Here is a 12,859-nt window from a genome sequence, read left to right on the forward strand (position 1 = left end):
TATCTTTTTTCAGTATAAAATAAACCTATATTTAACATACAGGTTCATGCCTGCATGTTGTCAAAGGGAGTTGAACATGGCATGAAGTACCAACGGCTTGTCATGATCTTTTCGTTCCTTCTTCTATTGTCTGCCTGCTCGCAGGCGCCTTTAAAGGGAAAAATTGAGAAGGTGGGTTTACTCGTCCCCGACACGATTAATGATCAAGTTTGGGGAACGAAAGGTTATAAAGGCTTATTAAGTATCCAATCAACATTCGGTGTAGATGTTTATTATAAGGAAGGAATGGTCGACAAGGAGAAAATCGTTGATGCCATTGAAGAATTCCATAAAAAAGGAGTCAATTTAATTATTGGCCATGGCAATGAATACAGCGAGATTTTTAACTTGATCAGTGAAGATTATCCAAATATACAATTTATTACGGTCAATGGAAACAAGCCTCAAGCAGACAATGTCACAAACGTGACGTTTAAAGGTGAAGCGATGGGCTTTTTCGGAGGCATGACAGCTGCCCATATGTCTAAAACAAAAAAGATTGGTATTCTTGCTACATATGATTGGCAAAGTGAAGTAGACGGCTTTATCAAAGGAGCAAAATATCAAGACGAACATGTACAAGTGTTAGCAGAATTTGTTGAAAACTGGGATGATGCTGACAAAGCTGTGGAGCTCTATCAAAAATTAAAAAAGCAGGGCGTAGATGTTGTGTATCCAGCAGGTGATGGTTATAATATCCCTGTTATTGAACAAATCAAAGCCGATAATTTATCAGCGATTGGGTATGTCACCGATCAATCGAACCTCGGCAGCCATACGGTCTTAACAAGCACTGTACAGCATGTTGATAAAGCGTACAGTCTCATTGCAAAAAAGTTTAATGAAGGTAAGCTAAATGAACAAAGTGAGTACTCCTTTGACTTTAAAGAAGGAGTGATCGAGATGGGTAAATTTAGCTCCACCATAGACAGCACTTTTGTGAAAGAACTTGAAAGTGATATTGCGTCTTACAAAAAAACAGGCAAACTGCCGAATGAAAAGTGAGGAGACGACCATGCAGCACGAAAAATCGATGGAGTTTTTACAGATTGCTATGAAGTATTTTCCGCAGGCGAAGGAAGAATTAGATAAAGCAGGCATTCAGCTTGAGCCTGAAGCTCTTCAGCCGCTTCTATCATTGTTTACATCTGTTATGCACGAAGCATACGAGCTTGGAAAAGCAGATGCAGAAAAAGCCACAGAATAGTGGCTTTTTTTTATGATAATTTTTTCTTGAAGGCACTGATCATAGGACCAACATCTTTAAACACAGGCTTCAACTCATCAATGGAGTTCATAATGTTCCCAATTTGATTCATGACATGCATGTAGTCAATTGAGTCATCACTTGAAGATGTCTCCGCACGTTCCTCCTTGGCTTCTGTCTTTTTTTTCTCCTTTTCAAGCGGCTGCCCAAACATCATCGTTGAGAAAATATCTTTTTGCGCCATATCACATGTTCCTTTCTATTATTGGTATATCATTAATCTATGAAAAAAGTGAGAGGAAAGGTTAGACGTTTGTATTGCCAAGGAGAAAAAAATAAGGTAAAATTAGTACCAGATACTAATATAAGATCACAATATCACATGCTCGTATGAGTAAAAGGAGTCTTATTCAATGAATGCTGGAATTATTGGCCTTGGCCGCTATATACCTGAAAAAGTATTAACAAATCATGATTTAGAAAAAATGGTTGAAACTTCTGACGAGTGGATTCGTACTAGAACAGGTATAGAAGAAAGAAGAATTGCATCTGATGATGTCAATACATCTCATATGGCGCTTGCTGCTGCAAAAAAAGCATTAGCTGACGCAGATGTGGCTGCAGAAGATATCGATATGATTCTTGTGGCGACAGTCACGCCAGATCAAGCATTTCCGACAGTTGCTTGTATGATTCAAGAGCAGCTCGGTGCACATAAAGCTTGTGCAATGGATATTAGCGCTGCGTGTGCTGGCTTTATGTATGGGCTTGTTACTGGAAAACAATTTATCGAATCAGGAACGTTCAAACATGTGCTTGTCGTTGGCGTTGAAAAGCTTTCTCGCATTACCGACTGGGATGACCGCAATACAGCTGTTCTGTTTGGAGATGGAGCAGGTGCTGCTGTGTTAGGATCTGTCAGCGAAGGCAAAGGAATTCTTTCATTTGAGCTTGGAGCCGATGGAAGAGGCGGGAAGCACTTGTACTTAGATGAAAAAGATCATACAATCATGAATGGAAGAGAAGTATTTAAATTTGCTGTAAGACAAATGGGCGAGTCAAGCGTAAACGTCATTGAAAAAGCTGGACTATCAAAAGAAGACGTTGACTTCTTGATTCCGCATCAAGCAAACATTCGCATTATGGAAGCAGCACGCGAACGCTTAGAGCTGCCAGTTGAAAAAATGTCGAAAACAGTCCATAAATATGGAAACACGTCAGCAGCATCCATTCCAATTTCACTATGTGAAGAAATCGAAGCCGGAAAAATTCATGACGGCGATGTGATTGTAATGGTTGGTTTTGGTGGCGGATTAACGTGGGGCGCAATCGCTATGCGATGGGGCCGATAAAAGAGTGGGGTGCACAAATTAATGGATAAGAAACGAGTAGTTGTTACAGGATTAGGTGCTTTGACACCACTTGGCAACGATGTAGAATCAACATGGAAAAATGCTTTGGCGGGTGTATCTGGGGTTGGACCGATCACACGTGTCGATTCAAGTGAATATACCGCAAAAGTAGCTGCAGAACTAAAGGATTTTAACATTGAAGATTACATGGAGAAAAAAGAAGCGCGAAAAATGGCACGCTTCACGCAATATGCAGTCGTTGCAGCTCAAAAGGCGCTAGAAGATTCACGTCTTGAAATCACAGATGAAATCGCACCTCGTGTTGGTGTATGGGTTGGATCTGGTATTGGCGGACTTGAAACATTTGAAGAGCAATTCGAAGTGTATTCAAATAAAGGGGCAAGACGCGTAAGTCCGTTCTTTGTTCCAATGATGATTCCAGATATGGCGACAGGCCAAATTTCGATTGCACTTGGCGCAAAAGGGGTTAACTCTTGTACAGTGACAGCATGTGCAACAGGTACAAACTCAATTGGTGATGCATTTAAAGTCATTCAGCGCGGAGATGCAGATGCAATGATCACAGGCGGTACGGAAGCGCCGTTAACAAAAATGTCGTTTGCAGGTTTCTGTGCGAACAAAGCCCTTTCGACAAATCCTGATCCAGATACAGCGAGCCGTCCATTTGACAAAAATCGTGACGGATTTGTGATGGGTGAGGGTGCAGGGATTATTGTTCTTGAAGAACTTGAGCATGCATTAAAACGTGGTGCGACTATTTATGCAGAAATCGTTGGTTATGGTTCAACTGGAGATGCATATCATATCACAGCACCAGCTCCAAACGGAGAAGGCGGCGTCCGCGCTATGAAAGAAGCGATTCGAGATGCAGGTTTGTCTGTGGAAGAAATTGATTATATCAATGCCCACGGAACAAGCACACCTTACAATGATAAATTTGAAACAATGGCGATTAAAGAAGTGTTCGGAGAGCATGCGAATCAGCTTGCGATCAGTTCGACAAAATCAATGACAGGTCACTTACTTGGCGCAGCAGGCGGAGTAGAAGCTATTTTCTCTGTTCTTGCGATTAAAGATAGCGTCATTCCTCCAACGATTAACCTTGAAACACCGGATGAAGAATGTGATCTTGATTATGTAGCAAATGAAGCACGATCAAAAGAAGTGAATATTGCTCTAAGTAACTCACTTGGTTTTGGCGGACATAATGCGACAATTATCTTCAAAAAATACGAAGCGTAATACTTCCTGAGAAAGCGGCGATCCATAAACAGATCGCCGCTTTTTTGCATATGATGGGAATGGAGGTGTTCAGCGGTATGGGTCTGGTTAATACACAATATCTCATTCATCAATCATCATCATTTCAGGAGCTCACGGCGCGTTTTGTTCCTTATTTTAAAGGAGCGGAGGAAAAAGAATGGTCGCCTATTCTCTCCCACCTGCAGCATCACGGCATGGTGCGGTCTTGGAGCTCGTGCAAAGACATGATCGATAAGCTCAAGGAAAAAGGGTACTTCAAGCTTGTCATGAAAGAATATCAAACGCTTCAAAAGCAGTGGAAAGGCCCTGACATCCCTGTGTTGATTTTACCTGTCAATGAGAGCAGCAGAGAAATCAGAGAGCAATTTTATTATCAATCCGGCATGGCATTTGATGACAAGGTCTTTCTCTTTTTGTCTCCAAATACCCCGAAAGAGCGTATCGGCACATTGCTGACACATGAATATCACCATGTATGCAGATTACATTTTCTCACAAAAGAAGAAAAAGATTTTACATTCCTTGATACAATCATGATGGAGGGGCTCGCTGAATATGCTGTGTATCATAGATATGGAGAAAGCTATACAGCAAAATGGACCAGCTTATATGACGAAGCTCAGCTTCAGCGCATGTATAAGAAATGGGTATCCAGTCATCTTGATCAGAAAGTTCAGGAAGACGAAAGGCTGATACAGAATCTCCTTTATGGAAAAGGAAACTACCCCAAAATGCTCGGTTACGCCACTGGGTTTTATATCGTGAAAAAGTATTTCAGTGAGCACCGAGTCAGCGAGGAGTCTATGATTGCAGAGCCATCAGAAACCTTTCTAAAGGTGTTAGAATCATAAAGTGAATCATTCACATAAAAAGGTATGTATTACAAATTTACTAAATACTTCTTGATTTCGTCATAGCGATGTAATAATATACAAATAATTCTTTTTATTTTAAAAAGACTGAATATTCAAGTTGAATTCTATTGATCTATGGAGAAAGGGGCGAATGAATGAGCGCGCTGCTTGAAGTGCAGAACTTAAAAACATATTTTTTTCGAAAAAAGGAACCAATACCTGCTGTTGATGGCGTTGATTTCAGCATCAATAGAGGAGAAACGGTCGCATTAGTCGGTGAGTCTGGGTCGGGCAAAAGCATTACGTCCTTATCCATTATGGGGCTGATTCATGGAACTGGCGGGAAAATTATGAACGGTTCCATCAAGCTTGATGGAAAGGACCTTGTTACATATAGTGAAAAGGAATTATGCAGCATCCGCGGTAATGATGTATCAATGATCTTTCAGGAACCGATGACCTCACTTAATCCCGTCTTAACCATCGGAGAACAAATAACAGAAATCCTCATCTACCACAAAAAACTTTCAAAAAAAGAAGCGACCAAAAAAGCGGTTGATCTTCTGAAGCTTGTTGGTTTTTCCCGTCCAGAACAAATCATCAAAGATTATCCGCACCGCTTATCAGGCGGCATGCGGCAAAGAGTGATGATTGCCATTGCGCTAAGCTGTGATCCGAAGCTTCTTATTGCAGATGAACCGACAACCGCTCTAGATGTAACCATTCAGGCCCAGGTGCTTACCTTAATGAAGGATTTATGCTCGACGTTCGGTACATCAATTCTCCTCATCACGCATGATTTAGGTGTCGTCTCTGAGGTGGCAGACCGGGTGATTGTGATGTACTGCGGACAGGTTGTAGAAAATGGAACTGTCGAAGAATTATTTGATCAGCCGCTGCATCCTTACACAGAAGGACTGCTTGAATCGATTCCTGTCATTGACGGAGAAATTCAGCCATTAACGGCGATAAAAGGAAACGTTCCTGCGCCGGATCAGCTCCCAGCGGGCTGCCGTTTTGCTCCAAGGTGTCCGCAAGTGAAGAAGCGCTGTTTAGGAGAGCTGCCTGAGCTGAGAACATTTGAAAATGGCAGAAGCGTCAGATGCTTCTTATATGAGGAGGCAGACCATATATGACCCTTGCTCAAAATCAACCACAGATAACGAATGTTGCAGAGAAAGAAACCATTCTTGAACTGAAACAGATTCGAAAACATTTTCCAATTAAAGCGGGCGTCTTTCAGAAGAAGGTCGGAGCAGTGAAAGCTGTTGACGGCATAGACTTAAAGATTTATAAAGGTGAAACATTAGGCATAGTTGGAGAGTCAGGATGCGGTAAATCCACATTAGGACGGACCATGATCCGCTTATACGAACCAACTGACGGTCAAATTTTTTTTAAAGGGCAAGACATCACGCGCGTATCAGAATCAAAACTAAGACAATCTACACGAAAAAACATCCAAATGGTTTTTCAAGATCCCTTTGCATCACTCAACCCTAGAAAAACACTTCGCAGCATCATCAAAGAACCCTACAAAACACATCATTTATATTCCTTAAAAGAAAGAAATGAAAAAGTAGAACAGCTTTTATCAAAGGTGGGTCTTCATCCAAGCTTTGCGAATCGCTACCCCCATGAATTTTCAGGCGGACAGAGGCAGCGAATCGGCATTGCTCGGGCGCTTGCTATGAACCCTGAAATGATCATCGCAGATGAGCCTGTATCAGCACTTGATGTATCCATTCAGGCGCAGGTCATTAATTTGATGGAGGAGCTTCAGGAGGAATTTGATCTTACCTATCTATTTATCTCTCACGATTTAAGTGTGGTCAGGCATATTAGCGATAGAGTCGGCGTCATGTATCTTGGAAAAATGATGGAGCTTGCCGATAAGCACAGTTTGTACGATGAACCGCTCCATCCGTATACACAGGCTCTGCTTTCTTCCGTACCCGTCACTCGTAAAAAAGGGCAGGTGAAAAGAGAACGCATTATGCTGCAAGGCGACCTGCCGAGTCCTGCGAATCCGCCAAAGGGCTGCGTATTTCACACAAGGTGCCCGCATGCGAAAGAAATCTGTAAAGAAAAAGTACCAGCATTTCAGGAATTAGAAACAAACCATTTTGTTGCCTGCCATCTCTACAACGCTTAATCAGCTTGTATGATCTCATCTTTGAGAGGGGGGATGAAGCTGCATCTGTTGTCATTTCTAAAAAAGAATAGGGGGAATCGTTTATGAAAATGAAAAACAAACAAACCATTTTAGTCAGTTTCATGCTGATTTTTACACTGGTACTGGCGGCTTGCTCTAGTGGAAATAAAACCTCTGGTGACAGTGAAAAGAAATCGACTGGAAAACCGGTACAAGGCGGAGATCTTGTCATCGGTTCAATTGCAGAACCAACATTATTCAATTCGCTGTATTCAACTGATGTTGCAAGCTCTGATATCGAGGAAAGAATCTACAGCTTTTTACTTCAAACAGATGGAAAGCTGAACCCTCAGCTATCGCTCGCAGAGGATATTAAAGAGTCTGATGATGGCAAGCAGTTTGATGTCACCATTAAAAAGGGCGTAAAGTTTCATGATGGTAAAGAGCTGACTGCTGATGATGTTGTGTTTACATACAGCATTCCAATTCATAAGGACTACAATGGAGAGCGTGGATCAGGCTTTGAAGTATTAGACTCTGTTAAAAAGACAGGGGATTACTCAATCGAATTCAAGCTCAATAAAAAAGACCCATATTTTTACAATGTCACGCTAGGAAGCTACGGCATTTTGCCTAAGCATATTTTAGGGGATGTGCCTATAAAGGATCTTGGTGAAAATGAATTTAACCGGAAAAAACCAATTGGTTCAGGTCCATTTAAATTTGCAGAGTGGAAAGAAGGAGACTACGTCAAACTAGAAGCCTTTGACGATTATTGGGATGGACGTCCATACCTTGATACCGTCACGATTAAAACCATTCCTGATCAAAATGCAGCGATTGCCCAGTTGTCAGCAGGAGATATTGATTTCTTTGCTGTACCGGGAGCAGAGCTACAAACGGCTGAAAAAGTGAGCAACATTAAAATTGAATCTGATCTAGGCTTGAATTATTCATACATTGGCTGGAACCAAAAAAATGATCTCTTTAAAAGCAAAAAGGTCCGCCAAGCGCTTACACATGCGATAGATCGTCAAACGATTGTTGATCAAGTGTTAGATGGAGACGGAAAAGTAGCCAACATCCCAGAAAGTCCGCTGTCATGGAATTACCCTAAAAATGAAGATGTTCCAGTGTTTGAATTTGATCAAGAAAAAGCGAAAAAGATGCTGAAAGAAGAGGGCTGGGAAGATACAGATGGAGATGGCTACCTTGATAAGGATGGCAAGAAATTCTCCTTTGTCATCAAGACCAACCAAGGAAATAAAGTTCGTGAAGATATCGCTGTCGTTGTTCAGCAGCAGCTTAAGGAAATTGGTGTAGAAGCGAAGCCGCAAATTGTGGAGTTCAGTGCCCTCATTGAGCAGACGACACCGCCTAAATGGGATTATGATGCACTGCTGCTCGGCTGGAGCCTTGCCACTTTCCCTGATCAATACAGCATCTTCCACTCAAGTCAGTCTGAAAAAGGCTTGAATAACATTTGGTATAAAAATGAAGAGGTCGATAAGCTGTTAGTTGATGCTAAAAAATTAAGTGATCGAAAAGAATATTCAAAGGCGTATGAAAAAATTTATAAACTGATCGCAGAAGATCAGCCATATACGTTCCTTTATTATGCCAACTCACATCGCGCTATGCCATCTAATCTCCAAGGCTACTCTTACCACCCGAAAGATGAGTATTACAAAATCGAAAAATGGTGGATTGAACAGTAGGCTGTTAGTGAAGAAGGGGGAGATGTCTCCCCTTTCAGTGTGAAGACAAACCCTTGCTGCAAGTTTTCTGCGCTGGTGATCAATTGCTCTGCATCACTATGAGACTTTAAGGGTTTTCATATCACGCTGAAAAGAAGACAAAAGGCTAAAATCACATCATTTTAGCCTTTTTTTCACAGAATGGCGATCCGATGAAAAAGGAGTTGTGCATATGGTTACTACATATATTATTAGAAGGACATTGCTCTCCATTCCCATCTTATTTGGGATTACCATTTTGTCCTTTGCCATTATGAAAGCAGCACCAGGCGATCCGATGTCACTTATGATGGACCCTACTATTAGTGCTGCAGACCGGGAAGCCTTTATTGATAAGTACGGCTTGAACGATCCTGAATATGTGCAATATATGAAATGGCTTGGCAATATGCTTCAAGGTGACTTTGGCACATCCATTGTCAAAAAGGGAACGCCCGTGGCTGATTTGATTTTTGCTCGGCTGCCAAATACCCTCATCCTCATGATCTTTTCTACATTAGTTGCCCTGATCATCGCCATCCCATTTGGTGTTCTTTCAGCAAAACGTCCGTATACAAAGCTAGACTATGGCATTACGGTTACATCTTTTATCGGACTGGCTATTCCAAACTTTTGGTTTGGTCTCATCCTTATTATGGTTTTATCTGTGAATTTAGGATGGTTCCCAACTGGTGGAGTCTCTACCTTGAATGCCGATTTTAATGTGTTTGACCGGCTCCATCACATTATTTTACCAGCCTTTGTTTTAGCAACTGCTGATATGGCAGGACTTACCCGGTACACAAGGTCGAGCATGCTTGATGTCATGAGGCAGGATTACATCCGTACCGCAAGAGCGAAAGGCTTTAGAGAAAACAAAGTCATTTTCAAGCATGGTTTAAGAAACGGTCTTATGCCTGTCATTACGATTTTCGGACTGATGATTCCATCCTTTATTGGCGGCGCAGTCGTGGTGGAACAAATCTTCACATGGCCTGGTCTTGGAAAGCTGTTCATCGATTCTGCCTTTTCGCGAGATTATCCGGTTATTATGGCAATGACCGTTATTTCTGCAGTGCTCGTGGTGGTTGGAAATTTAATAGCGGATATTCTATATGCGATCGTTGATCCGCGTATTGAATATTAGAAGGGAGCTGAAGCACAATTGGCACAGCCTAATATGGGAACACCTCCTGTTGACATCAAATTAAAAGAGGGCCTTCCGCCAAAGCCAGAGACGATGCTGCGTTTATTTTGTGAGAAGTTTTTTAAAAATAAATTAGCGGTTGCCGGTTCCGTGATCTTATTGGTCATTATCTTTTCAGCTATTTTCGCTCCTGTGATCGCTCCTTACGCACCTGAGCAGCAAGATTTATTGAAGCGGCTTCAGCCACCAAGTGCCGAGCATTTTATGGGAACTGACAAGTTTGGTCGCGATATTTTCTCAAGGGTGCTTTATGGCGCGCGGGTCTCTTTGTTAGTCGGTTTCGTCTCGGTTGTTGGTGCAATTACCATTGGCACCGTGATTGGAGCGGTAGCAGGATACTTCAAAGGATTTGTCGATTCCATTTTAATGAGGTTTGTGGATGTCGTGTTGTCGATTCCAGACATTTTTCTATTAATTACACTTGTCACCATTTTCAAGCCCGGCATTGATAAATTGATTTTAATTTTTGCGCTGACCGGCTGGACAACAACCGCCAGACTGATCCGCAGTGAATTTTTATCACTTCGAACAAGAGAGTTCGTACTCGCGGCGAGAACCATTGGAACGAAAAACCATGTCATCATCTTTTCGCATATTTTACCGAACTGTATCGGTCCTATTATCGTGTCAGCTACATTAAAAGTAGGCTCCGTCATTTTAGCTGAATCAACACTCAGCTATCTTGGATTTGGTATTCAGCCGCCAACGGCAAGCTGGGGCAACATGCTGCAAGATGCACAAAATTTCTCGATTATGGTGCAAGCATGGTGGTATCCGCTTTTCCCAGGTTTGCTGATTTTGCTGACGGTCTTATGCTTTAATTTCTTAGGAGATGGGCTGAGAGATGCACTTGATCCTAAGAAGCTAAAGTAAGTTTGTCCTTTATAACAAGATGAAAGGGACTCTGCGAGACACTCTTCGTTTCCTGCCATCATTCGCCCAGCTTGAAGTTTAATAAAGTTGGAATAATTTCTCTATCCCTTGCCCATACTGTGGACAACAGTTTTTATAAAGTGAGGGATTGGTTATGTTATTTCTTCATGACGTATGGGTAAATTGGTTTGAAGGGGAAGAAAATGGCTACAATGTGTGTCATTTTCATGAGTGGCGCAAGGAGGACAGTGTTGAGCTGTTAGATCAGGTGCCTTTACTCAAGGTGCAGAGTCCTTTGTTTGATTACATAGAGAATGATCTTTCAGAGCTGCCGAAGGCACTGCTAGAGTCTGTATTTGAGAAATCATATATTCGGAAAAATCACGAACGCCGTAAATTAGAGTACTGCTTTGTGGTCACGGACGGCATTCGCATCATTGCTGTGGATACGATTGGGTACTCCATTCCTGTGAGAAAAAGCCGCTTGATCCCAAGGCAGGAGCAATTGGTGTACGAAATGGTGAAAGATGTGAAGGCGGAGGAATATGAATTCTCTAAGGGCAGCCTTGAATCGACGAAGGAGTATCACATTTTATCACTGCCACCCCAGCATATCAGCGGATTAACGAGAAAAGAAAGACAGCTGAAGCAGCTGATGTTTATGGCGCTTGATCAATTAAAAGGGCTCCAAAACAGGGCGGAAATTGCCTATTGGTATACGGAATGGAATCCGCGCATGTACAACCAAATCAAACGAATGTCATTCGAAGAGATTTGGAACATGCTTTACAATGAAACCATTGACGGGTGGTCAGAAAATCATCTAGCCTTCTGTGAAAAAATGATTAAAGGACAGCCATTTTTCGAAAAGCTATGGGAAATGGAAAACGAATCAAAAGTAAATTAGAAAAAAAGCTTGCAGCGAGTAGTGCTGCAAGCTTTTTTTATTTGCGTTTTCTGCCAAGGCCCATTGCATTCTCCATTTTTTTGAGCATTTTGTTTGCTGTGCGGTTTGCTTTTTCAGCACCTTCGTCTAAAATGCGGTCAAGCTCGTCTGACTCAATGAGTTCATAGTATCGATCTTGTATTGGTTTTAAAGCATTAACGACGACATTCGCAAGATCTCCTTTAAACTCACCATATCCTTTACCTTCATATTTTTGTTCAAGCTCAGAAATGGATACGTTACCTAATACAGAGTAAATCGTCAGCAAGTTGGCAATTCCAGGCTTGTTCTCTTTGTCATACTTGACGATGCCTTCTGAATCCGTCACAGCACTTTTAATTTTCTTTTCAAGCTGCTTTGGTTCATCTAATAAGGTAATGAAGGATTTTTGGTTTGGATCGGATTTGCTCATCTTTTTCGTTGGATCTGTTAAAGACATAATCCGAGCGCCTTCTTTTGGAATTTTCACTTCTGGTACAGTGAAGATGTCATTGTATTTTCGGTTAAAACGTTCAGCAAGCGTTCTAGTCAATTCAAGGTGCTGCTTTTGGTCTTCTCCGACAGGGACTAGATCAGTACCGTATAATAGGATGTCGCCAGCCATTAAAGGGGGATACGTTAATAGTCCAGAAACAACTGCTTCCTTACCAGCGGATTTGTCCTTAAATTGGGTCATTCTTTCTAATTCCCCAATATAAGCAACACATTGCAGCATCCATCCTGCTTGGGCGTGTGCAGGTACCTCTGATTGGATAAACAATGTCGCCTTCTCTGGATCAAGTCCAACTGCCAAATAAAGAGCGGCCAAGCTTCTTATATTTTGGCGAAGGGCTAAGCGGTCCTGGCTTACTGTAATGGCATGCTGATCCACCACACAAAAATAGCCATGATAATCATGCTGCAAATCGACAAATTGCTTCATTGCTCCAATATAGTTGCCTAATGTGACAGAACCGCTCGGCTGAATGCCTGAAAAAATTGTCTTCTTTGTCATACTAAAACCTCTTTTCTTCAATATAAAAAGGCCCACTCGTCACTTTTCAACAGAAAAGGGACGAATGAACCGTGGTACCACCCTTGTTATTTCAAATAGAAATCACTCAAGACGTTGATATCGGAGACTGCTCCGTCTAAGCCTACTCACTTTTCAAAAGTGTTCGGTTAGCTGCTCCAAAGCCCATTCCATACATGCCATTATCTGCTCAC

Annotated in this window: 13 protein-coding genes and 1 other annotated feature (1 of these 14 only partly in view); of the genes, 11 read left to right on the top strand and 2 right to left on the bottom strand. The window is 41.8% G+C overall.

Features of this window, described 5'->3' with window-relative positions; genetic code table 11:
- Nucleotides 1-81: 81 nt before the first annotated feature.
- Both AKG37_RS15255 and AKG37_RS15260 read left to right on the top strand, forming a co-directional pair.
- Nucleotides 82-1,044 (top strand): BMP family ABC transporter substrate-binding protein, encoded by a 963-nt coding sequence (locus AKG37_RS15255; protein ID WP_060699579.1) that lies wholly within the window; start codon nucleotides 82-84, stop codon nucleotides 1,042-1,044.
- A 10-nt stretch (nucleotides 1,045-1,054) separates the two neighbouring features.
- Nucleotides 1,055-1,246, top strand: coding sequence for a ComZ family protein (locus AKG37_RS15260; protein WP_060699580.1), 192 nt, complete (start codon nucleotides 1,055-1,057; stop codon nucleotides 1,244-1,246).
- Between the two features lie 10 nt (nucleotides 1,247-1,256).
- On the opposite strand, the gene AKG37_RS15265 is transcribed toward AKG37_RS15260, so the two are convergent.
- Nucleotides 1,257-1,490 carry a hypothetical protein gene (locus tag AKG37_RS15265; RefSeq protein WP_047201785.1) on the bottom strand — a complete coding sequence of 78 codons (234 nt, stop codon included), beginning with the start codon at nucleotides 1,488-1,490 and terminating at the stop codon, nucleotides 1,257-1,259.
- A gap of 169 nt (nucleotides 1,491-1,659) precedes the next feature.
- Between AKG37_RS15265 and AKG37_RS15270 the strand changes: the two genes are divergently transcribed.
- The 9 genes from AKG37_RS15270 to AKG37_RS15310 all read left to right on the top strand — a co-directional run bounded on the left by AKG37_RS15270 (nucleotide 1,660) and on the right by AKG37_RS15310 (nucleotide 11,614).
- Nucleotides 1,660-2,598, top strand: a complete 939-nt coding sequence (locus AKG37_RS15270) for a beta-ketoacyl-ACP synthase III (RefSeq protein WP_060699581.1) — start codon at nucleotides 1,660-1,662, stop codon at nucleotides 2,596-2,598.
- 21 nt (nucleotides 2,599-2,619) lie between these two features.
- Nucleotides 2,620-3,861 carry a beta-ketoacyl-ACP synthase II gene (fabF, locus tag AKG37_RS15275; protein ID WP_060699582.1) on the top strand — a complete coding sequence of 414 codons (1,242 nt, stop codon included), beginning with the start codon at nucleotides 2,620-2,622 and terminating at the stop codon, nucleotides 3,859-3,861.
- A gap of 77 nt (nucleotides 3,862-3,938) precedes the next feature.
- Nucleotides 3,939-4,733 (top strand): DUF2268 domain-containing putative Zn-dependent protease, encoded by a 795-nt coding sequence (locus AKG37_RS15280; RefSeq protein WP_060699583.1) that lies wholly within the window; start codon nucleotides 3,939-3,941, stop codon nucleotides 4,731-4,733.
- Between the two features lie 158 nt (nucleotides 4,734-4,891).
- Nucleotides 4,892-5,872: an ABC transporter ATP-binding protein gene (locus tag AKG37_RS15285; RefSeq protein WP_060699584.1), complete on the top strand. Its 981-nt coding sequence runs from the start codon at nucleotides 4,892-4,894 to the stop codon at nucleotides 5,870-5,872.
- A complete protein-coding gene (locus tag AKG37_RS15290) occupies nucleotides 5,869-6,891 on the top strand; it encodes an ABC transporter ATP-binding protein (RefSeq protein ID WP_060699585.1) in 1,023 nt (340 codons plus the stop codon). The genes AKG37_RS15285 and AKG37_RS15290 overlap by 4 nt, the downstream gene beginning before the upstream one ends.
- 83 nt (nucleotides 6,892-6,974) lie before the next feature.
- Nucleotides 6,975-8,609 (top strand): peptide-binding protein, encoded by a 1,635-nt coding sequence (locus AKG37_RS15295; protein WP_060699586.1) that lies wholly within the window; start codon nucleotides 6,975-6,977, stop codon nucleotides 8,607-8,609.
- A gap of 211 nt (nucleotides 8,610-8,820) precedes the next feature.
- On the top strand, nucleotides 8,821-9,774 hold the full coding sequence (locus tag AKG37_RS15300) for an ABC transporter permease (RefSeq protein WP_060699587.1): 954 nt from the start codon (nucleotides 8,821-8,823) through the stop codon (nucleotides 9,772-9,774).
- 33 nt (nucleotides 9,775-9,807) lie between these two features.
- On the top strand, nucleotides 9,808-10,707 hold the full coding sequence (gene opp4C / locus AKG37_RS15305) for an oligopeptide ABC transporter permease (protein ID WP_078061033.1): 900 nt from the start codon (nucleotides 9,808-9,810) through the stop codon (nucleotides 10,705-10,707).
- Between the two features lie 154 nt (nucleotides 10,708-10,861).
- Nucleotides 10,862-11,614, top strand: a complete 753-nt coding sequence (locus AKG37_RS15310) for a YjbA family protein (RefSeq protein WP_060699589.1) — start codon at nucleotides 10,862-10,864, stop codon at nucleotides 11,612-11,614.
- A 37-nt stretch (nucleotides 11,615-11,651) separates the two neighbouring features.
- On the opposite strand, the gene trpS is transcribed toward AKG37_RS15310, so the two are convergent.
- Nucleotides 11,652-12,647 carry a tryptophan--tRNA ligase gene (gene trpS / locus AKG37_RS15315; protein WP_060699590.1) on the bottom strand — a complete coding sequence of 332 codons (996 nt, stop codon included), beginning with the start codon at nucleotides 12,645-12,647 and terminating at the stop codon, nucleotides 11,652-11,654.
- 53 nt (nucleotides 12,648-12,700) lie between these two features.
- Nucleotides 12,701-12,859: a binding site (T-box leader), on the bottom strand (it continues 61 nt past the right edge of the window).

This window comes from Bacillus australimaris (assembly GCF_001307105.1).
In the GTDB taxonomy this organism is placed as follows: Bacteria; Bacillota; Bacilli; order Bacillales; family Bacillaceae; genus Bacillus; species Bacillus australimaris.